The sequence below is a fragment of the Peribacillus sp. V2I11 genome (genome assembly GCF_030817135.1).
Lineage (GTDB): Bacteria > Bacillota > Bacilli > Bacillales > DSM-1321 > Peribacillus > Peribacillus simplex.
This window is the reverse complement of the sequence record NZ_JAUSYW010000001.1, coordinates 5,068,857-5,090,760: the sequence shown is the minus strand read 5'-3', so window position 1 is coordinate 5,090,760 and position 21,904 is coordinate 5,068,857. Positions and strand designations below refer to the sequence as shown.

Below are 21,904 nucleotides of genomic sequence, written 5' to 3'. Positions count from 1 at the left end.
TTACTTCTTCATAAATAACTTTTAACTCTTCAATAGTAAGTGATTTTAAAAATTCCTCTAGTTCATCCATGTTAATGCCTCCCACAATAAAGAACACTTGTTCTTATTATAATCTCCAAAATATCACTAGTAAATAGTTAATTTTACTTTTAACACTAATAATGAATAATAGAATTCTTAATCAAATGTTTCCCATCCTTTAATGAGCATACATCCCTCCTCTTTAACCCACGGTCATATCTTTTGAAAAATAGTGCTGTAACATCATTTTCATTTGTTCTTTATTTGCTGCAAATTGCTTATGTCGATGACCATTTCCTCCGGATGGATGAGGAAATCCTAGAAGTATGTTGTTAGCATCCAAATAATCTTGACCCACTAAATAGTTTAAGACCTTGGAAACATTAACGCCTAAAGGAATAATAAGCGGGCGTTCAATGGTACCTATTTAGGTAGCAAAGCCTTCCATTATATTTTTTTTAAGCAACTCGGTCTTTAACATGTTCGGAGTTGTTCCACTGTAGTTTTTCCCGTTATAAAAGACTGGATAGGTTAAAACAGAGGTAGTATGAACGATGTGACTAGCTTCGTTAAAAAGATCCAGTGTGGACGAAATGTTTAAGTATGTGTGTAATCCAAGCTCATCTAACATTTGAACCAAATTTTTTCTCATCGTTCCTTCAAAACTGGAATTCTTTTTTACTTCGTGCAGGATCTCTTCATCGCTATGTATGTGCCCTCTTGCATTAATTACGGTAGAATATGATTTTTTCATTTGATGTAAACCAGGAGTGATTCCGACAATCACCACTTTGGCCCGTTCATTTACATATTCGAAAGGTGCGTAAAAGATCTCGAGTTTTTTCCTTTCATCTCTTTCAAGTAAAAATTGCTCGCTCTTTAACATTTCATCTGTATAGGCAGCAGGTAAAGCATTAATTAAGTCCTTAAATTGCGTAAACTTAGAAAAATTAGCGATCCCCATAAATTAATACCCCCTCTTTCTTCTATTTATTTTGGCCATATCAGTATATCAGAAAAGCATGTTCACCACCGAACACAGGGGGCATTATGAACCTTTTTGAATCCGTATGCTCTTTAACGGAAAATTGGGAAACCATTAGTTGTAATAATGGAATTATATAATTTCAGGATATCGGTTATCCTTGAATTATCTTACAGACACAATTAAAGGAAAGAAAATGATTAATCCTGGAAAGTACTTGAAAATGCCACCAACTTTTAAAAAGCTTCAGAGATTAGGAGAGGTAATTGAAAAAGAAGGATACTCATTATGTGATTTAGACCTTTGTTTACAACTAGACTTCCCGCATTATGAAATGTCTCCCTACGATGTCATTCCGTTTGCAAATATAGGCGCATTCATTATGGCTTCCTAACTGATTTTGGAATGGTATCTGACTTGGAGAATGCGTTTATTGCATGTATCAGTCCAATGGATGATTTCGATGCACACATAAAAATTGTAGCTAGGAATATAAGGGAGTTTGTTAGTTTAGTTTGTACGATGAAAAGTGCCACTGAAATAAACTTTAATTTAATTAAAGAAGAGGAACGGTATATTAGTTTGCTCAAAGAACAAAAAAAGAAGGAGATATGGAGTATGTAGAGCAAGCAAACTATTTAGTGGAAAAAATAAGATCCACCATTGGATGCGAAATAATAGAGAATGTATATCAGTATGTGGAAAAAGAAGTATGGACAGCAAGAGAGGAAACAGTATGAATAGTAAACATTACATATACAAACGTGAAAAAGATATGCAGATTAACTTGGACGACGTGAAATCTTTTTTCAATTCAGCAACTACAGAAAGTAAACTGGCTTTCATAAGAGATGCTCAATTTACTTACTTAATTTCAGACGATATAGAATTAAAAGAATTGGTCATTAATGAATGATTAATTTATGTTTGAATGATGAAGCAGGAAGATTAGAGAGAATATAGAATAATCTTTACACTCTGGGTGCGTTAGTTCAAGATTACAAGTAGAGGCCCTCTTGTTTAAGGTCCTCTTTTTTACTTCCATTAACAACATTAAATTTTAACTGAACCTTTCAAAAAAAAGATAAATTGCTTTCCAACCCTTGGGTTGAAAAGAATTTATCTTATAAATGGTATTTGAGGATGAATACAACTGTTGGTTACAAAATGAAATTATTGATTGAATCTTCCGCGCTGGCGAAGTAATTCACGGTTCAGGTTCGGATCTTTTTCAAATGCAGCGCGGCCGTGAAGCCAAAATATATTGTTGACGACAACTAAATCTCCAACAGGCAGTTCCAGTTCAAGTACACTTTCATCGTTTTCTAAAGAATTGGATAAATCGCGTAAGTATTTGGCTTGTTCAATTGATTCAGGATAAACAAATTGATCGATATAACATACACCAGGTTTGTTATTATGATTGAAGAAAGTCAATCTTTCAATTTCCTGATCAATGTTCTTGCTTTTTGGAGCCTTATACGTGAATTTGTGGCTGGATAATGGATGATTCACATACATATCAAGCTCTTTCCAATCGTCTAAGTGCAATAAACGTGATTCTCCACCGCGTGCATTTTGTTCGACCATCTTCATCATTAATAACCAGTCCGTTGGTTCATCTACAAAGGTTCCGTCCGTATGAAGTGTAAATAAACGATAGGCCTGACGCAAATATGAATCACTGCTATCCGTGTCTTGAACACTAAAACGGGCATAATATTTTCCTGACATGGCATCATGGTTTGGAGTTCCCAGCAAGTATGAAATGGCCGTCGCAAAAATGACATATTCATCCGTATTTTCCGTGACGCCCTCCAAGCCGAGGGTGAAGCCGCCGGATTCCCGATCATGAACGATGTTACGAAGCACTTCACCAAAGTCTTCCCCCACTTGATCCAATAGATATGATGCAACGATGAGTCGTGCATATGGTGTATATTCCAAATGTTGAACAGACTGATTATCCTTCGATACGGTTTCTAAAAAAGCGGCAATTGCCTCTTTTGAAATTTCAATATGATATAATCGGCTGGTTTGAGGGTGAACTTTCACCTCGTATTTTTCTGTTTTCCTTTCAAACTTAGCTCTCTTTTTTTCTGCAATGCTCATGAATAATTCCTCCTGTTATTTGTAATATAGGTGACAAAGTTAACGGGAATTTAAAAAGCCAGTCGCACATGATCCCCAAATAAAATAGGAATCCAACTGTACAACTGGCTTATATTCACTTCACTGCTCTATGCAAATAGAGTCACAGTGAATATGCAGTTTATGTATGATTTATTTTTCCTGTTTCCAATCATTAAGATCTTTACACGATTCTGAAAAGGTATTTTTCAAAAGGTGTTAATGTCAAAATATTGGCTTAATTAAATTAAAACGTTTTTTAGTAAAATTGTCAACACTTTTTACAAATTATTCTGAAAATCACATTTTTAACTTGGTAGTTTTGTTTTTTCTCCTGCTTTAATTTGCTGAAAATGGAGATCCAGGTCCTTCAAGGCAGCAATCAATGCATTAGCCGCTTTCCCCCGATAATAAGATTGAATCGATTCTATCGCGTCATCAACACCATCATTTAAACTGATCCCTTTTAATAAACGCCCAATGAATTCCCGGCCATGCTCTGTTGCCAATGTACAAGAAGCTTCCAGGACAACCCCATATTTAGCATCGACTTCTGCAGTGATGGTTAATGTTTCAAAGACACTTTTCGCTGCCATTCCTTGAGGTAAACGTGCATGACCTGCAATGAAAATTGTTTTACCATTGAACATAAGACTTCTTCCTCTCTCTTTAAAGAATTTTATCATTTCCCGCCAGAAGACTCCCTCTTCAAGCGTGTGAAGGGCGAGAGCCCAACGGTAAGGGGGAGATGAATGGCGGTTGGCATAAGCCAAAGCCAAAGTAATCTTTTGGCAAACGTACGTTCAATGGTTAATAATAACTTAAGGGGGTGAATTTATGGTTGTAAACAAAGCTTATAAATTTCGGATCTACCCAACTAAAGAACAACTAGTTCTCATCAATAAAACGATCGGCTGCTCCCGTTTTGTCTACAACTTCTTTTTAGGCAAACAAAAGGAGAAAGATGCCTACTGGTATATCTGTGAAGAAATGAAGCAGAACGGTCAATTACCCTCTAATGAATGGAAAGGTTCTTTTCTGAATAAATACGCAACAATCAAAAAAACTTCCAGCTTTAAAGAAGGAGTATTCTTTCCTGAAAGAAGTAGACAGTATAGCCTTACAGAAAGCGGTGGAAAATTTAGCAGATTCCTATAGTCGATATTATAAAAAGCAAAACAAGTCACCACGCTTCAAATCGAAAAAGAATCCGGTCCAGTCCTACACGACTAAACACACGAATGGAAAATATCGGAATAATAGGAAACTAAATCAAATTGCCCAAACTCGGTCTAGTACGTTTTGCTAAAAGCCGCGAAGTCGAAGGGCGAATCATCAATGCCACAATCAGGCGGAACCCTTCGGGTAAATATTTCATTTCCGTTTTAGCCGAAACCGATGTAAAAGTACATCCTAAAACGAATCGTTCGTGCGGTGTAGATGTTGGTTTGAAGAACTTTGCGATTCTTTCAGATCGTACGGTCTATCAAAACCCAAAATTCTTCCGGACGGTCGAAAAAAAGTTGGCCAAAGCACAACGGATTCTTTCAAGGCGACAAGAAATAGCCTTGAATCGAAATAACCCATTGACTGAAGCCAAAAACTATCAAAAACAAAAACGAAAAGTGGCCATCCTACACGAAAAAATTTCAAATGCCCGAATGGATTACTTACATAAAGTCTCTACCGAAATCATCAAAAACCACGATGTTATTGGAATGGAAGACTTGCAAGTGTCGAATATGATGAAAGATCACAAACTAGCTAAAGCAATTAGTGAAGTATCTTGGTACCCATTCAAAAAAATGTTGGAATACAAAGCAAAATGGTATGGTAAACAAATCGTGACCATATCTAAAACGTTTGCTTCTAGCCAATTGTGTTCTGGCTGCGGGTACCAAAATAAAGACGTTAAACATCTGAATCTTCGTGAATGGGATTGTCCTTCTTGTTCTACTCACCACGATCGAGATATTAATGCAGGATTCAATCTAATGAACGAAGCCATAAGGCTTCTAACCGTAGGAACGACGGGGATAGCCTAATTAAAAATTGGCCGATAGGCTAATGTTCTTAGGAATCCCCCACTTCATTCAGACCGTATGGTCGATAAGTGGTGGGTAGTTCAATTTGTCAATGCAGCTTCCAATAAGTGTGATTGTTCCGGGATGCGGTTAACAACCTCTTTTCCAATTTCAATTGAAGCTGTTGCTGCAGGTGACGGTGCATTACATACATGAATGGTCCGTTTCCCCATTATAATATGAAAATCATCCACCATATTACCATCATCCTGTAATGCCTGTGCCCGGACTCCAGCAGGTGCAGGGATTAAATCATCTTCTTGAATTTCCGGAATTAATTCCTGCAGGCTTTTCGTAAATTGCTTTTTACTAAAAGAGCGAACATATTCATCCATCCCTTCCTTCATGAATTTACTAGCCAGCTTCCAAAAACCTTTATAGCTTAAAACTTCAGTTAAATCTTTCGCATTGAAATCTGTTTTCTTATAACCTTCCCGTTTGAAACTCAGTACAGCATTTGGACCGGCATCCACTTCCCCGCTAATCATCCGCGTAAAATGAACCCCCAGAAATGGAAATTTCGGGTTAGGTACCGGATAAATTAAATGATTGACTAGGAAGCGCTTTTCAGGCTTCAATTTAAAATACTCACCGCGAAACGGGACTATTTTCATATCAGTTTTGTACCCCGCAGCTGCTGCGATACGGTCACTGTGCAATCCTGCGCAATTAATGACCACCCTTGCCTTTATTGTACCGTTGCTCGTGTCGATGATGACTTCATCTAAATCCTCGTCAATCTTCTCCACCTTTGTATTCAGCTTGATTTCACCACCTTTGCCTCGGATGATATCCGCCATCTTTTCACTTACTTGACGATAATTGACGATGCCGGCTTGCGGGACGCGAATCGCACCAAGTCCGTTAACATGTGGTTCAATTTCCTTTAATTCATCCACACCGATTCTTTGTATAGCTAGTTCATTTTGCAAACCGCGTGAATATAAATCATCTAGAAGGGGCAACTCTTCTGGTTTTGTTGCAACAATGACCTTTCCGCAAATATCATGTTCAATTCCATGCATCCGGCAGAATTCCGTCATTGATTTGCTTCCTTGACGGGCAAACCTTGCCTTGAAACTGCCTGGTTTATAATAAATTCCTGAATGGATGACGCCGCTGTTATGCCCCGTTTGATGATCTGCAACAACAGACTCTTTTTCAATGACTACCACTTTAGCATTAGGGAAACGCTGATAAAGTGCCATTCCCGTCGATAATCCTACAATTCCCCCACCAACAATTGCGAAATCATACACAATTAACACTCCTTTTATTGATGATTTTTAGTATTCAGCAACTCCATATACGTAATTAAATTATTCTTCGTCCGTAAGATGTGAAATTCCACTGCTGCCCTTAGTTCTGCAGGATCCCCTCTTAGTGTCGCTTCATATATCATCCGGTGTTCCCGTTGCGTTTCTGGGTAATAATCAATCAGCAAATTCGGCGCAATCGGTGAGATACCCAGGGTTTCTACCATTTTTTGAACCCTTGGCCATGGGCACCCTTTTCGGAGGGTTTCATGAAAAGCCGCATTCAAAAGGATATAATGCTCATTGGTTTCATCAGATAACTGAATTCCTTCCATTTCAATCAAAATACCCTTTAATTTTTCTTTATCCTCCTTTGTTAAATATGGAAGCGATTTTTCTACTGCAAGGCCTTCAAGCAGAGACCTGGTATGATAAATTTCTTCAATGTCATCCCGGGTAATCGGTGTGACGATTGCTCCTTTATGAGGAACCATTTCAACCAATCCCTCCATTTGAAGCTGTGTAAGGGCTTCACGAATGGGCATTCTGCTTACTTCCAGGCGATCTGCCCACTCCTCTTGGATGAGTCGCTCCCCCTTTTTCAACGTCCCATTCAGAATCGCTTTCCTAAGACTTTTCGTTACATGTTTAACGATTGTAGATTTATCTTTTTTAGAATTAGCATTATCCAATTCAGCGTCCACCTTTCGATATTGGATACAATTTAAACTATATCAACTATATAAAGCGATTACAATACTTAAAATTAAATAAATTGTATCCAATTTAAATATTACTGGATACAATACATTAGGTGAACATCTACCTCACATCTGATAATAATTTGGGCTGCCCATTTATATTTAACTATTTAAACAACTTTGTATTGTTCAATTCACAAATTCCAAAGCAGGAACTAAAGACAAAACCAACCCCCAAAATTACCCTTGCACCAAAAGAATCTGGCCATCTTTTTTGAATATGATGTCATGGGTATTATATCCAATTTTATACAAATAAGGCGTTGCTAGTTAATGAGTAAAGAATTCTACATGATTGGAGAAATAAGGACTAATAATTTCTCGGATAAGGATCTTTTCAAGAAAATCGGATTACTTTGGAGAAAAACAAATGATCATCATATTGAAAATGTTATGAAATATGGGATCTACCATCAGTATGAAAGTAACTATCGTGGAGATTATACTTTAGCTATAGCCGCCGAAACCCCTGTCTCGAATGAGAAATTTGTCATTCCAGATCAAGAATACGCTGTGTTTGAATATTTACAAGATGAACATTCGATAGGTGAAACTTGGAAAGGGATATGGCAGCTGGAAGAAGATAAAAAATTGCACAGAAAATATAGTCTGGATTTTGAAAAGTATTATCCTGATGGAAAAGTGGAAATACATATTGCAATTAAATAAGTTATATAAAAAGAAATCTATTAGGTAAGTGACCACATAAAGGCAGACACTTTATTTTGATAGCCGAAAGGGCATGAGTTCCGGTCCCTCACCGGGCTCATGCCTTTTTATTGGCTTGTTCACTAGGAATTTGAAATAATCCTCCTTTATCTTGTCTCTGTTGATAAAGAAGTAGTTTCTTTGAGATGAATTTCTCTTTTTTTCATCAAGTTTTTTGTATCAGGATGCATTAATATCTTATTTGAATGCTCAAACCGTGATAAAATCAAACCAATATAGTTATGGAAGGTCATATATAAAATATGAAATTGGCAAAAAGTCATTAGAATAAAGGAGAAAATATGGATGACAGAAGTAATCAATTGGAAAAATAGTGCTCGCGGGCATAAATTCATAGCTTCTTTTAGCGGGGGAAAGGATAGTGTCTTAGCCCTATATAAAGCAATGAAGGTTGGAGAAGCGGTAGGACTGATCGTCATGCTGGAGGAAGAGGGAAAACGTTCGAGATCCCATGGAATGCCTCCGGAACTCATACATGCCCAAGCTGAATCTATAGGTTTGCCTGTATATACTGCAGCTGCCAGTTGGACTGATTATGAAGAAGTATTTATGCGCCTTTTAGAAAATGCTAAAAATCAAGGAGCTGAAGTGTTAGTAACTGGAGACTTGGATATGCCCGCTCATGGCTGTTGGCATGATAAGGTTACCAAGAATGCTGGATTGAAGCTTGGAATGCCCTTATGGGAAATGAACCATCGCGAGGCTGTCGATGAGTTCTTGAATCTAGGATTTGTAACGATCATTGTAACCGTTAATTTATCATTAGGAATGCGAGAGGATGATTTAGGGCGAACGTTAACCCATGAATACGTGAAGGAACTTGAAGCTCGCGGAATTGATCCCTGCGGAGAAGGTGGAGAGTTTCATACCACAGTAATAGATGGGCCTATTTTTAAACATCCAATTCCAGTTCGTAAATGTGAGATTATCAAGGACGGAAAATATGCTTTTTTGCCTTTGGAGCTAAATCTGATGGCGGATATGGGTACCTTTTAAACGAAACTAGTTACACATATTCCTTGCAAGCATTATACTGCACCCCAATTATTACATGTTCTATAACAATTGGGGTCAGTTCATATGAAGTATCCTTTGACAGTAGGATAAATCTTGAACATAAGTTAACATAATATTATTATAGTAACTCTATTTTTAGATCCCATTCATACCTGTTAACATCTGTTACATTATTTGTTCAAAATTTAGAATAACAGACTTTTAGAAGACTAAATGTTTCTAATATACTGTATTGATAAAAATTGAGTGATTTTTTACAAGAACCAGTACTGGATGATATCGACAAAAAAAGACTATATTCTAGTCTTTTTTGAGAAGTATTCGGTTGAGATAAGGCCCTCACCAAACTCTTATAGTTTTCAAAACTCCCAGTAAGGTCGATTTTACAAGTAAAAGACGTATCCCATTCCGACAGTCCTTGAAGGGAGAAGCTCTTTTTCTTTCACCTTCCACAATAACAGCTTCCTCTACCCATTTATATATATCAAAATAATGTTTTCTCTGGAATAACTCCTTATTACAGGACTGTGATATCAATATAAAAATACTGAGCAATACAGGAGTTGTACTTCGTTCTGTTCCGTTAATAATAGAAATCCATTAACGTTTCGTCCATTAAATCCTGTGTGAGTCCTATGTAAATCATCGTATCCTTTGGATTGGAATGATTAAGGATTTGTTGCAGTAATGCAATATCCTTGAATTTTTGGTAATGCAAATAGCCGAAGGTTTTTCGAAGGGTATGTGTACCGACATCCGGTATGTCTGCCATTTCAGCTGCTTTGTTCAGGACCCGATAGGCCTGTACCCTAGTGATTGGACCATTACCTTTTCGACTTGGAAATAAATACTGTTCATTTTTCAGGTTCGATTTCCGGACATATTTCCTTACTTCCTTACGAAGTTGAGGATTGACAAGGAACCGCTTAATTTTATCTGTTTTTTGCTCCACAATGACTATATGCGTACCCTCAAGAATATCTTTCACTCTCAATTGTAAAAGATCCCCTATACGTAACCCGATGTTTATCCCGATTGAAAACATCATATAATCCCTGTAGCTGCAATATTTTAATAGTGACTTTTTCATCTTTTCTATGTGATCCAACCGGCGTATCGGCTGCACATTTTTTATTCTTTGAGAGGTTGCTTGCATGAATGGCTCATTCCCCTTTCCCCTTCTTTCATTGTACGTGAACAGGTGAAAAAAAGGCAAGTTTTATAAATTTTGATACCCTTATAAACCTTGATTTAACACGTTTTCGAATGTATCAATAGAGGTCCTTTGTTACATTCAGAATATTCATATAAAATATTCCGTGAATCCCCTATTATCTATTAAACCGCCATTAACCGCTTATATAGCCTCTTAGAGCGATTTTAATTCAATCTTGAATAAAGACTCTATGTAGTTCAAACAATGGCTTTAAAACCCAAATATGAAGGTCGGTTTTTTCTATTTTTATTTTTTTGTAAAATAATGTATAAAATATTAATCACCTTTCCATATTAATAATAACTTCCCTATCCATTTATTAAACATTCTTATGTTAACAATAATTATGTTATGTAAACCAAATGCATTTGATAAAGAGAAACTTATGCATACCCTCTTTATCAAATCATACCGATTGATTAATGAATATAAAAACTGGCATCATCAATGACTTCTATTTCTTTGTAACTTTTCAATTCATCCATCAACTGGAAAAGTGCTCCATCCTTTTGTTTAGCTTCAATCATGCAATCCAATTGTGGTAAGCTACCCTTTATTTGTTGCAAAAATCCCATAAACATTCCTGTATCCACAAAGTCAGCGTGTGCTCGAAATTCTTTATCGGACCTTGGACTTGAAATATGCATTTTAGGGGGTAGTATGGAATTACTCCAGGTATTTAATATTCGGTCCCAATGATCCTTCCAATTTTCACTTGGTAACTGATGTGCGAGGTAATGGTGATAATCAAAAACCATTGGAATTCCCAATTTCTCACATAAATAAAGGGTTTCCGACAAAGTATAGGTAGTATCATCATTCTCAAGAATGACCATTCTTTGAATAGATTCAGGAATCAAACCCCAATTATGGATAAATTGCTCCAAAGCCTGTACATGTTCGCCATAACCGCCGCCAACATGCAGTACGCAGCGGTGCTCGGGAACCACCCCCATTTTTTTCAATAAAGTATAATGCATCCTTAATGTTTTTAATGATGTCTTCAGTATATCGATATTTGAACTATTCAAGATGACAAAATGATCTGGGTGAAAATCTATTCTTATTTTTGGGTGAATTGTAATGAATGTTTTTAATTTAGCAAGTTCTTCTGAAATAGGATCTATGTAATCCCATTCTGGAATTTCTGGATGATTGGCTAAAGGGATAAGTTTAGAAGAAAGCCTAAAGAACTGAATATTATTAGCCTCGTTATGAATCAGTAAACGCCAACAATTATGAAGATTGGAAATTGAAATGCGTTCAAGTTTCCTTATCGCTGCATCTCTGTCCTTAATTTTCGAAAACTGAGCAAAAGTCATTGTTTGTGATGGTGAACAGTTTGGCACATGATTGCTCATGGCTACATAGCCTAGGCGGATTAATGTCAAATGGTTACCCCCTTTAAGGTTTAATGGTTAATGGAAGTATTCCCCTTAGTGACCAATATTATATATGTGAAAGAATCCATCACTCCAAGAAAATAAAAAATGGCATTTTCCGAATGAATATCGGGCAAAAGCCATTTTCCTAATAATCTTTCACGCTAGAATTTCAATTCTTTTTTTGTCCTTACACTTCAGGGGTTGGTGTTGGTTTGGCATATCCACTTTTATATTTTTCATCGACTTTATTCCGGATATCTTTGATGCTCATACCGTCATTCAAGTCCAGTATGGATTGTGCAGCTATCTCTAAGCAAACCCCGCATCTCGTTCCGTGATCATCCCAAACCACTTCACCATTTTTTTTATTCTCATGGATGAAACAATCGTAATTATTTTTATGGTTAGCTGACTCTCCACAACCGCAGTAACAAGGTATTTTTTCTAGTAAATCTTTATTTTGTGCAACAGCTAAATAGATTGTTTTCATATCCTCTGTTTTTTCAGCTAAGAAATCCGGTGCTATTTCCTTACTGTTGGTCTCCTCCTGAAGATCTCCGGATACCGTATGCTCTGAATGTCCTTCATGACTGCTTTCTTTTTGTACAACACTTTCCTCTTCACCGGAACAACCTGAAATTATTATTGAAGAACAGATTCCCAAAATGATGGTCATTAATTTTAGCTTCATTTATACACTCCTTGATCATTTTTATACTCCCATTTTATGGGACGCAAGGGCTTTCTACAAGCATAAGGTTCCTAAATATAAGGATATAAATGACAAGTATTCACTGACACGTATACTAAAATGACTTTCTGGTACGACTCGTACATAATTTTAAAGTATTTACCACACTTTAAGAAAAAAGAATGAGGTGATTGTTGTGAGAGCGCTACCATCATTGTTAATTTTGTTAGGAACGTATTTACTTATTTTACTCCTTGATAACTTACAGGGCTTGAGTATATTGCACTCTTTCTATAGTATCAAACAATATTTGATAGTAGCTCGTGGAGAAGATCACTTTCTGCTCTTTGGATTCGTTGATTCTTGTTTTAATGATCATTTTAGGCTTCATTAAGATCTCGATCTTTTTCTTTTGTGCCATTATTGGCGCAGCGGACTTATTTCAAATGAAACCATCTGCTATATTCATTTATCTGGTTGGCGGTGTTATTTTCATCTCTTCGATTATGATTGCTCCTAGCTATCAGGCACATTTAAGAGAACGTCCTATTCTCACTTTTCCGCCCCTTTTTGAATAAGTGTGTGTGTATATGTTCGTTTCACAAATGATTGATTTTATTATTTGTATCTCATATAAATATATGTAATAAAAGGCTAGTGAGAAAAATTTTGATAGTAATTTAACCGCACTTACCCATCGAAAAAAGCCGATGAATCCCTATATGGGAATCATCGGCCTTAATATTTTGGTGGGTAATCGTCACCATCATACAAGACAAAGTCAATATCGTTCACGATTTTACTTACGTTTCAATTTCCGAATATGAACGTGCAAGTTACTTTATTTCTTACTTTTCGATAAGGTTAGCGGAATGGTTACGAGTGAGACTCCTGCTGCAAACCATAACCAGCTGGTGTTTCGTTGTTTTTCGCTTCCGCCTTTACTGGGTATACTTGATCCGTATGACTTTCTGGAGGTCGACCGGTCTATATCCGCTGTTTCATTTGCTTTATGCAATTTCTGTTCCTCTGGTAATTGGGTGGTTCTTTCTAAATCGCTTGTATCTTCTCCCATTCCTTTAAGGAAGGTCATCAGGTAAGTAATAGCTTGTTTGACTTCTTGGTCATTCAAGGAACGCAGCAAGGCTAAATAACTTGGTTTTTCTGGCGTTCCATCAGACTCGGCTACACGGGCAATCCCTGAATTGACTTTGAGGATAAGCGGTTCAAGCTGTTGAACATTCAGTGTACCTAACGTACCAAGTATGAGAAGGAGATTTTTTAGGGTATTTGCCGTTTCGGGGGTGTCTGCTGTCTTGACGAGAATGTTCAGCACTTTGTCCCCTTCCTTCAACAAACTGTTAACCATTGATAAAATCCCACGATCTTGCATGCCTTTCATGACTTCAAATGTTTCTTTAATCACTTCTTTATTTTCCAAAAGGGTACGCTCGATATCCTCGAGTTCAATTCTTCTTCTCTCTTCATCGCTAATGGTGATTCGGTTGATCACTTTCGTCGCTTTAGCCACGGTTCCTCTCCTCCTTTTTGATTTTCAAGAGGTCACCAGGGAAAATATAATCTTCGCGCGCCCATTTTTTTTGTACTTGTACACCTATTTGCGGTTGTGGATTACCATTACGATGGTTGATGCTCGGCAATGGGTTGTTTCCCTTGACCCTGAGCACTTCCATTTTTGCCTGAACTTCCTTATAGGCAGGGGTATCAGTATCTTTATCTGAATGGCTGCTTGTCAATTGGTTGATTGCTCCGTCACCCGAATCGTTCATTGGCAGATAAACCTCTTTACCTTTTACACGATCCGTAATCAGGCATTGCACTTTTGCATTTCCATATGGTGAAGTAAGCCGAACAAGAGTGCCATCCTCAAGCCCTCTATCTTTTGCCAATTCCCGGGATACCTCAAGGAATACTTTTGGCGTTTTGGAAGTGATGCCTTTTGATTTATAAGTCATGTTTCCTTCGTGGAAATGTTCCAATATACGACCATTATTCACATGGATATCAAACTCATCCCCAAAGTCAATCGGTTTGGTCCATTCGACTGGAAATAACCTTGCTTTTCCATCGGGGAAAGGAAAAGCATCCGTGAATAAAAGCGGCGTATCTTTACCATCTGGTGCCACTGGCCATTGAAGACTTTTATAACCCTCCAAGCGTTCATAACTTACTCCAGCATATAATGGTGATAGTTTAGCTGCTTCGTCCATGATTTCACTTGGGTGCTCATAATTCCAACCTGCTCCTAACGAATTGGCCACATTCATAATGATTTGCCAATCAGGCTTTGAGTCACCTAGCGGTTCAAACACTTGATAAAGACGTTGAATACGGCGTTCGGTATTCGTGAAAGTACCTTCTTTTTCAAAGCTTGGGCTTGCTGGTAGGACGACATCCGCGAATTCTGCCGTTCTTGATAAGAAGATATCTTGTACCACAAAGAATTCCAGTTTTTCAAATGCTTCATGGACATGATTGATATTGGAATCGACCAGACCCATATCTTCACCTTTTAAGTACATGGATTTGATTGTACCTGCATGAATCCCTTCGACCATTTCATGATTATTAAGGCCAGGGTTTTCTGGTATTTTTGCGCCCCAGATGTTTTCATATTTCGCGCGTACGTTTTTGTCCGTTACTTTTTCGTAACCTGGCAAGCGATCCGGCATACTGCCAAAGTCGCTGGCTCCTTGGACATTATTATGTCCGCGTAAAGGATAAGTACCTGTTCCAGGTTTACCGTAGTTGCCTGTTATAAGCAATAAATTGGAAATTGCAGTACTCGTATCGCTTCCTCCGCCATGCTGCGTAACGCCCATGGCCCAAAGTGATGCAACACTTCCCGCTTCATGAATGGCTTCTGCAAGCGTAATTAAATCTTCTTTAGCTACGCCTGTTACTTTTTCCGCATATTCCATTGTGTAAGGTTCTAAAGTCTTGATGTATTCCTCCATCCCATTTACCCGATTTTTGATGAAGTCTATATCTGTCCAACCTTTGTCGATAATATATTTAGTCACGGCCGACAGCCATATGATATCAGTTCCCGGTGCGGGTTGAATAAAGAGGTCGGAACGTTCAGCCATTTCGTGCTTTCTGATGTCCGCCACTATCAGCTTCTGTTTACCTAGTTTATGGGATCGTTTAATTCTTGTAGCCAACACTGGGTGTGATTCGGAAGTATTGGAGCCTATGATCAATACAAGTTCGGACTTTTCGATATCCTTTATGCCCCCTGTATCTCCGCCATATCCAACCGTTCTGAATAGTCCCAAAGTGGCCGGTGTCTGACAATACCGGGAACAGTTATCCACATTATTGGTGCCAATGATTCCCCTTGCCAGCTTTTGCATTAAATAGGACTCTTCATTGGTGCATTTGGAAGACGTTATGAAAGCCATCGAATCAGGACCGTGATAATCTTTTATTTCGGTTAATTTACGGGAAATCAATTCAAGGGCTTCTTCCCATTCAGCTTCTCTGAATGCATCCCCTTCTCTAATTAAAGGTTTTGTGAGTCTTTCTTCACTATTCACGAAATCCCATCCGAATTTCCCTTTAACACAAGTCGAAATCCCATTTGCAGGTGCCTCCACTTGCGGTTCGATCTTAAGGATTTTACGATCTTTGGTCCAAACGTCAAAGCTGCATCCTACCCCACAGTATGTACAAACCGTTTTCGTCTTTTTAATCCTTGCATCCCTCATGGCGGATTCCATATCTGAAATCGCTAAAATCGAGCCATAACCCGTTTCAACATTTTTCGTAATTTCTATCATAGGTCGAAGAGTTTTTTTAGCGATGCCGGTTAAAAATCCGGCTTCACCTTCCATTCCTTTTTCCATCATTGCATTACACGGACAAACGGTGGAACAGTGTCCACATGACACACATGAAGATTCATTGATCGGAACATCATTATCCCAAATGACACGCGGGCGTTTTGCTTCCCAATCAATAGTCAATGTTTCTGTGACCTGAACATCTTGACAAGCTTCAACACAACGGCCGCAAAGGATGCATTGATCCGGATCATATCGATAGAATGGATTCGTCCGATCCACTTCATATGGTTTCTGATCAAAAGGAACACTTTGATGATTTACCTTCATTTCCTTAACGGTATTGTGTATTTCACAAGTGCCATTATTATAATCGCAAACCGTACAATAAAGCTCATGGTTATATAATATCTTGTCCATCGCCATGACCTGTGCTTCTTTTACATCTGGTCCAACTGTATCAATTACATCCCCATCCTTGATCTTGGTAGAACATGACCTTACGAGTTCTCCATTTACGCTCACTAGACATGTATCACATGTTTCGATAGGACCTAGGCTAGGATGGTAACAAACATTCGGGACTTCAATGGAGCTATCCATCAGCATTTGTAATATTGTTTGATTACCTTCCAGACTGGTCCCAGCACCATTGATTTTTATATGCACTTTCTCTGGCAAAATAATCGCTCCCCTCTTAAAAAACGATAAAATTCATCATTTGGTATTTTCTACCCCCGCACAACTTTTCTCAAACTTGCGAAAGTAAAAAATGGAAGACTTCATTTGATCAATTTCATATCAGAAAATGAACTAAAGTCGAAGTGAGACATAGAATTCACTCACTTCGACTTTATTATCATTGGTTAGAGTTTACTTTCAATACAAACGAACTTAAAGGGGCAACGGTTACCTGACTCCCTTTAATCCTTTTTATTTCTTCCAGGCCCGCCCGCTGACCATCCGCTAAAACGGACCAATTACCTTCGTGGGGAAGAGAAATGGTTATCGCGTCCCAATTTGCATTATGAATCACTGCAATTTTAGAATCCTTATGTTTTAAAGTGAATGCAACCGCATTTGGCGGAGCATCAATGAATTGTAAATGCTCCTCAATTTCTTCGGGTGTGCTTAACCTAAAAATAGAATGATTTTTTCTGAGCGAAATTAGTCCTTTCATATACTCCACTTCCCGATCTAACTCCGCTCTCCTTTTCCAATCCAACCGATTAATCCAATCGGAAGATTGATAGCTATTTTCATCTCCATCCTTCGTACGCATGAACTCTTGTCCAGCATGTATCATTGGAATTCCCTGTGACAGTAAGACAACGGCCGAAGCTAATTTATGCATCTGTTTCCGTACTTGTTCTGTCGCATCTGGATTAGTGATGAGAAGCTTATCCCATAAAGTATAATTATCATGTGCTTCAACATAATTGATCACTTGATCTGGTCTTTGATATGTTGCGATATCATCATCATATTTCAAACTACCAGCGATGCCTTTTTTTATAATATCTTCCATTCCCGGTTTGCCATTCACGAATCCTTTATCATGTTCATTCATTACAAACCCTTTTAAACCATCACGGATCGCATCATTAAAGTGGGCGATTCCAGGCATTTTAAAAGCATTCTTTTGATTTGCTTTCAGTTCTTGCGCCAAGGGGGTATCCATATCCCAGCCTTCGCCCAAAACAATGAGGGTCGGATCAATTTCTGCCAGTGCCTTTTTCACTTCATTCATCGTTTCCACATCATGAATCCCCATTAAATCGAAACGGAAACCATCAAGGTTAAATTCCTTCGCCCAATAGGTCACGGATTCAACGATGAATTTTCGCATCATTTTACGTTCAGACGCGGTATCATTTCCTACACCAGTTCCATTAGATAGCGTGCCGTCGGTGTTATAGCGAAAAAAGTAATTGGGAACGAGTTTATGGAAGTTTGAGTCCTCCACTGAATAAACGTGATTATATACAACATCCATGATTACTCGTAACCCGTGATCATGTAAACCTTGAATCATTTCCTTTAACTCCCGGATCCTGACTTTTGGTTGATACGGATCAGTTGAATAAGAGCCCTCGGGAGCATTATAATTCTGTGGATCATATCCCCAGTTATATTGTGGTTCATTCAATTTCATTTCATTGACTGTAGCAAAATCGAATATCGGGATAAACTGAACATGGGTAACACCTAGATCTTTTATATGATCAAGACCCGTTTTCGCTCCTTCAGGACCTTTAGTTCCGGCTTCAATTACTCCTAAGAATTTACCTTTGTGATGGATTCCGCTTTCAGGATGAATCGATAAATCCCGTGTATGCAATTCATAAATGATTATGTCCTCCGCTTTTTCAAGAGGTGGTTTATCCCGTGTCCACCTTTCAGGGTTCGTATCTGTTAAATCTATCACGACTCCTTTAATACCATTAACAGTAACAGCACGAACATAGGGATCGACGGCTTCACTCCAGATTTCTCCCACTTTCACTTTATATGTATAAATCAATCCGTCCTGATCACCGTTCAGCTCAATGGTCCAGGTCCCCTTTTCCGAACGAACCATCCGAAACTCCATTCCATCTGAATCATCCCAATGTTGATAAGTAACAAGCTTAGCTTCAGATGCAACTGGTGCCCATAATCGGAATGCCGTTTTATCTTTAAAATAGGAATTTCCTAAATCTTTGCCTTCATAGAAATATAGTTCATCCAATTCCGACGGGTTTACTGGATTAATATTTGCAATCGGCAGGGATTCCAACTGATTTTCCGTTTCATTATCCGTAGGTTTTCGATTATTTTTATTTTCCTCTTCAAAATAAGAAAGTGAATCTTTAATAGGTCATTCCTCCATTGAAATTCCCATTTTAGAACAGGAATTATTAAATTTTTTATAATCATAAGCGAATCTTCCCTTAAATTATGATTCCACAGGCATTACCATTCAAAACATTCGACCGGCAAATTATGTTGAAAATTCAGAAATCTATATTTAATAATCGAAAGCTGCAGGTCTTTTAGCTGGACCCTACCTTCCTTTTATGAAAAGTAAGCCTAAAAAAGATAAAAAAATGCCTCCATAACAGTTTTACGGTCTTGGAGGCATTTCTAGTACTCTTTATGGTGTTTTAATAATTTTCACAGAGGTATCTTCAACAATTGCAGTGAAGTTCTTAATTTCAGGCTGCTCAAAGATAAAGTCAGTGATGCCGTCTTCGAGCTGTTCTTGAAGAACACGGCGGAGCGGTCTCGCCCCGAAAGTTGGGTGATATCCGAGTTCAATTAGCCTTTGTTTAGCTTCATTAGTTACATCTAAAGATAAACCATTTGCAGCAAGTGTTTCGTCAAGCTCCTGAATCATGATATCAACGATTTGCAGAAGATCTTTTTTCTTCAATGACGAGAATTCAATGATGCTATCGAATCGGTTCAGGAATTCCGGTTTGAAGAAGCTGCCTAAAGATTGTAGGATTGAAGCTTCTTCCACAGCTGAACTTGTACCGAATCCCATTACTTTTTGTTTCTCACCGACTCCAGCATTACTGGTCATGATGATCACGGTATCTTTAAAAGTAACGGTCCGGCCTTGACTGTCGGTTAAGCGGCCATCTTCCATGATTTGTAAGAACATATGCATTACATCCGGATGTGCCTTTTCGATTTCATCCAATAAGATGATACTATAAGGCTTGCGGCGAACTTTTTCCGTCAATTGTCCAGCTTCCTCATGTCCTACATATCCAGGAGGAGAACCGATTAATTTAGAAACACTGTGTTTCTCCATGAATTCACTCATGTCAAGACGAATCATCGCTTCCTTGTCCCCGAACAATTCCTCAGCAAGAGTTTTCGCCAATTCGGTTTTACCGACTCCTGTCGGACCAACGAAAAGGAAAGAACCGGTAGGACGATTTTTGGATTTTAACCCGGCACGACTTCTTCGAACGGCCTTGGAAACCTTTTTGACAGCCTCTTCCTGCCCGATTACTTTTTTCATCAGCTCCGCTTGGAGATGAACCATTCTTGCTTGCTCATCTTCTTGAAGCTTACCTACAGGTATACCAGTCTTTTGTTCGATGATATTTTGAATGTCCTCAACGGTAACGGTTGGCTTAATTGCATCTTCCCCAGCCTGCAATGACTTTTCCAGTTTTTCTTCTTCATCACGAAGAACGGCAGCTTTTTCATATGCTTCTTCTTTTAAAGCCATTTCTTTTTCTTTATAAATTTGCGCCAGACGCTTTTTCATGTTTTCTACCTGGCCGTCTTCGATGGTCAAATTCAATTTGGAACCAGCTTCATCCATCAAGTCTATTGCTTTGTCAGGCAGGAAGCGGTCTTGAATGTAGCGGTTCGAGAGTTCAACAGCCGCTTTTAGGGCTTCCTCACTATATGTTACACCATGATAAGATTCATAACTATCTTTTAAACCACGTAAGATGACCAATGCCTCAGCCGTTGTCGGCTCATTAACGTGTACAGGCTGGAAGCGTCTTTCAAGGGCACCATCTTTTTCAATTTTCCTATATTCGGATAAAGTGGTTGCTCCGACAAGCTGAAGTTCGCCGCGTGCAAGTGCAGGCTTCAGGATATTTCCTGCATCCATTGATCCTTCGGCTGAACCCGCTCCCACAAGTTGATGAATTTCATCGATGAATAAAATGACATTTTTTCTTTCCTGTAATTCGCTGATCAATTGCTTCATTCGTTCTTCGAATTGCCCTCTAATTCCAGTATTCGAAACAAGGGACGCTACATCAAGCATATATACAAGCTTATTGCGTAATTTAACAGGCACTGAACCTTCAACTATCGCTAATGCAAGACCTTCAGCAATGGCTGTTTTACCGACACCAGGTTCACCAATTAAAACTGGATTATTTTTATTGCGTCTATTTAAAACTTCAATGACGCGTTTGATTTCTTCACTTCTTCCGATAACCGGATCAATGAGTCCTGCTTTAGCGGCATCGGTCAAATTGCGGCCATACTCCTCAAGCAATCCTCCTTCCTCGCCATGTTCGGCTGAATCCGGTTTTGGTACATCATTATAATTAAATGGATTGAATGAATTTGGAGATCCGTTATATTGGAATTTCCCTATATCCATTCCGCCCATTGCTGCTCCAAGTTTGTTTCGCTCTTCTTTATAACAAGTGGAGCACAGTTTCAAATCATGCTCCTGACCATTCATATTTAGGTGAACTTGAACATTAGCTTGGTTTACATGGCATTTTTCACAAAGCATGTAGTACTCCTCCTTTAAAATTATTTAATTAAAAAATCTTTGACCTTCTTTGACTTTCTGATTTCATTATACATTGACCTTCTTTGACTTTCAATAATTTTGTCCGGGAATTTTAAAAAATAGAAATTACCCGGGATTGGTTTGCTAAGCATATTAAACTATCCATTTCCAGTCAAATAAAAAGATTCTATGTATGCCTCTTAGTATATTCAGTTATTATTGATTACCCAGTTCAGGACTAACCATAACCTAAACCTATTAACAAAAACCCGTACACCCTTTTTCAGGAATAATCAAGGATCTTATCCATATGCCTCTTCTATTTCAAAAACAAAAAAAGAGACTTCATAAAGTCTCTTACAGACTGTAGACAAACTCGATGAAAATCGAGTTTGTCTATTTTTATGGCTTGTACAATTTGGACGTTGATTTCCACTCCAGGCACTCGCTTTCCGCGGGCGGTCGGGGAGCCTCCTCGGCTTTCGCCTGCGGGGTCTCCCCTAGACGCGCTTTTCCCGCAGGAGTCTCGTACCTTCCGTTCCAATCAACTTTGTCTT

At 38.3% G+C, this 21,904-nt stretch carries 15 protein-coding genes and 3 pseudogenes; 6 read left to right on the top strand and 12 right to left on the bottom strand.

Annotated features, from left to right (window positions below; genetic code table 11):
• Positions 1-448: 448 nt before the first annotated feature.
• Positions 449-985: a hypothetical protein gene (locus QFZ73_RS24835; protein WP_307271921.1), complete on the bottom strand. Its 537-nt coding sequence runs from the start codon at positions 983-985 to the stop codon at positions 449-451.
• A 181-nt stretch (positions 986-1,166) separates the two neighbouring features.
• On the opposite strand from QFZ73_RS24835, the gene QFZ73_RS24830 reads away from it, so the two are divergent.
• Both QFZ73_RS24830 and QFZ73_RS24825 read left to right on the top strand, forming a co-directional pair.
• Positions 1,167-1,400 carry a hypothetical protein gene (locus tag QFZ73_RS24830; RefSeq protein WP_307271918.1) on the top strand — a complete coding sequence of 78 codons (234 nt, stop codon included), beginning with the start codon at positions 1,167-1,169 and terminating at the stop codon, positions 1,398-1,400.
• 342 nt (positions 1,401-1,742) lie between these two features.
• Entirely contained in the window at positions 1,743-1,922 is a 180-nt protein-coding gene (locus QFZ73_RS24825; RefSeq protein WP_307271916.1) for a hypothetical protein, read from the top strand.
• Between the two features lie 257 nt (positions 1,923-2,179).
• Here QFZ73_RS24825 and glaH read toward each other — a convergent pair whose 3' ends face one another.
• A complete protein-coding gene (gene glaH, locus QFZ73_RS24820; RefSeq protein ID WP_307271913.1) occupies positions 2,180-3,118 on the bottom strand; it encodes a glutarate dioxygenase GlaH in 939 nt (312 codons plus the stop codon).
• A 326-nt stretch (positions 3,119-3,444) separates the two neighbouring features.
• Positions 3,445-3,786, bottom strand: coding sequence for a DUF3870 domain-containing protein (locus tag QFZ73_RS24815; protein WP_251438000.1), 342 nt, complete (start codon positions 3,784-3,786; stop codon positions 3,445-3,447).
• 187 nt (positions 3,787-3,973) lie between these two features.
• Between QFZ73_RS24815 and tnpB the strand changes: the two are divergent.
• Positions 3,974-5,181 (top strand): annotated as a pseudogene (gene tnpB / locus QFZ73_RS24810) (IS200/IS605 family element RNA-guided endonuclease TnpB).
• Positions 5,182-5,261: 80 nt separating this feature from the next.
• Here tnpB and lhgO read toward each other — a convergent pair.
• Together lhgO and QFZ73_RS24800 are read right to left on the bottom strand one after the other, a co-directional pair.
• A complete protein-coding gene (gene lhgO, locus QFZ73_RS24805; RefSeq protein WP_251438002.1) occupies positions 5,262-6,479 on the bottom strand; it encodes an L-2-hydroxyglutarate oxidase in 1,218 nt (405 codons plus the stop codon).
• Positions 6,480-6,493: 14 nt separating this feature from the next.
• Positions 6,494-7,168: a GntR family transcriptional regulator gene (locus QFZ73_RS24800; protein WP_251438003.1), complete on the bottom strand. Its 675-nt coding sequence runs from the start codon at positions 7,166-7,168 to the stop codon at positions 6,494-6,496.
• Between the two features lie 342 nt (positions 7,169-7,510).
• On the opposite strand from QFZ73_RS24800, the gene QFZ73_RS24795 reads away from it, so the two are divergent.
• Both QFZ73_RS24795 and QFZ73_RS24790 read left to right on the top strand, forming a co-directional pair.
• Complete coding sequence (locus QFZ73_RS24795) at positions 7,511-7,906, top strand: GyrI-like domain-containing protein (RefSeq protein ID WP_251438004.1); 396 nt, start codon at positions 7,511-7,513, stop codon at positions 7,904-7,906.
• 345 nt (positions 7,907-8,251) lie between these two features.
• Entirely contained in the window at positions 8,252-8,962 is a 711-nt protein-coding gene (locus tag QFZ73_RS24790) for a Dph6-related ATP pyrophosphatase (RefSeq protein WP_307271905.1), read from the top strand.
• 604 nt (positions 8,963-9,566) lie between these two features.
• Here QFZ73_RS24790 and QFZ73_RS24785 read toward each other — a convergent pair.
• The 3 genes from QFZ73_RS24785 to QFZ73_RS24775 all read right to left on the bottom strand — a co-directional run bounded on the left by QFZ73_RS24785 (position 9,567) and on the right by QFZ73_RS24775 (position 12,275).
• The gene (locus QFZ73_RS24785) at positions 9,567-10,139 is read right to left on the bottom strand and encodes a site-specific integrase (protein ID WP_194719377.1); all 573 of its coding nucleotides are present in this window, start codon (positions 10,137-10,139) and stop codon (positions 9,567-9,569) included.
• 479 nt (positions 10,140-10,618) lie between these two features.
• Entirely contained in the window at positions 10,619-11,590 is a 972-nt protein-coding gene (gene uvsE, locus QFZ73_RS24780) for a UV DNA damage repair endonuclease UvsE (RefSeq protein WP_307271896.1), read from the bottom strand.
• A gap of 181 nt (positions 11,591-11,771) precedes the next feature.
• Complete coding sequence (locus QFZ73_RS24775) at positions 11,772-12,275, bottom strand: PCYCGC motif-containing (lipo)protein (RefSeq protein WP_307271893.1); 504 nt, start codon at positions 12,273-12,275, stop codon at positions 11,772-11,774.
• Between the two features lie 323 nt (positions 12,276-12,598).
• On the opposite strand from QFZ73_RS24775, the gene QFZ73_RS24770 reads away from it, so the two are divergent.
• Complete coding sequence (locus QFZ73_RS24770) at positions 12,599-12,853, top strand: GerAB/ArcD/ProY family transporter (protein ID WP_307271890.1); 255 nt, start codon at positions 12,599-12,601, stop codon at positions 12,851-12,853.
• Between the two features lie 431 nt (positions 12,854-13,284).
• Here the strand turns inward: QFZ73_RS24770 and QFZ73_RS24765 are convergent.
• From QFZ73_RS24765 to QFZ73_RS24750, 4 genes and pseudogenes are all read right to left on the bottom strand, one after another.
• Positions 13,285-13,806: pseudogene (locus tag QFZ73_RS24765) on the bottom strand (helical membrane plugin domain-containing protein); the annotation flags it as partial.
• Entirely contained in the window at positions 13,799-16,762 is a 2,964-nt protein-coding gene (fdhF, locus tag QFZ73_RS24760; protein WP_307271887.1) for a formate dehydrogenase subunit alpha, read from the bottom strand. The pseudogene QFZ73_RS24765 and the gene fdhF, both read right to left, overlap by 8 nt.
• Positions 16,763-16,940: 178 nt before the next feature.
• Positions 16,941-18,827 (bottom strand): annotated as a pseudogene (gene pulA / locus QFZ73_RS24755) (type I pullulanase); the annotation flags it as partial.
• Positions 18,828-19,217: 390 nt separating this feature from the next.
• Complete coding sequence (locus tag QFZ73_RS24750; protein ID WP_307271883.1) at positions 19,218-21,347, bottom strand: ATP-dependent Clp protease ATP-binding subunit; 2,130 nt, start codon at positions 21,345-21,347, stop codon at positions 19,218-19,220.
• Positions 21,348-21,904 lie beyond the last annotated feature (557 nt).

What these genes read in the sequence shown, in the direction of transcription:
- QFZ73_RS24795 (WP_251438004.1), top strand. Translation starts at nt 7,511, where the DNA reads ATGAGTAAAGAATTCTACATGATTGGAGAAATAAGGACTAATAATTTC.
- QFZ73_RS24835 (WP_307271921.1), bottom strand. Translation starts at nt 985, where the DNA reads ATGGGGATCGCTAATTTTTCTAAGTTTACGCAATTTAAGGACTTAATT.
- glaH (WP_307271913.1), bottom strand. Translation starts at nt 3,118, where the DNA reads ATGAGCATTGCAGAAAAAAAGAGAGCTAAGTTTGAAAGGAAAACAGAA.
- QFZ73_RS24815 (WP_251438000.1), bottom strand. Translation starts at nt 3,786, where the DNA reads ATGTTCAATGGTAAAACAATTTTCATTGCAGGTCATGCACGTTTACCT.
- QFZ73_RS24775 (WP_307271893.1), bottom strand. Translation starts at nt 12,275, where the DNA reads ATGAAGCTAAAATTAATGACCATCATTTTGGGAATCTGTTCTTCAATA.
- QFZ73_RS24825 (WP_307271916.1), top strand. Translation starts at nt 1,743, where the DNA reads ATGAATAGTAAACATTACATATACAAACGTGAAAAAGATATGCAGATT.
- QFZ73_RS24790 (WP_307271905.1), top strand. Translation starts at nt 8,252, where the DNA reads ATGACAGAAGTAATCAATTGGAAAAATAGTGCTCGCGGGCATAAATTC.
- QFZ73_RS24750 (WP_307271883.1), bottom strand. Translation starts at nt 21,347, where the DNA reads ATGCTTTGTGAAAAATGCCATGTAAACCAAGCTAATGTTCAAGTTCAC.
- QFZ73_RS24785 (WP_194719377.1), bottom strand. Translation starts at nt 10,139, where the DNA reads ATGCAAGCAACCTCTCAAAGAATAAAAAATGTGCAGCCGATACGCCGG.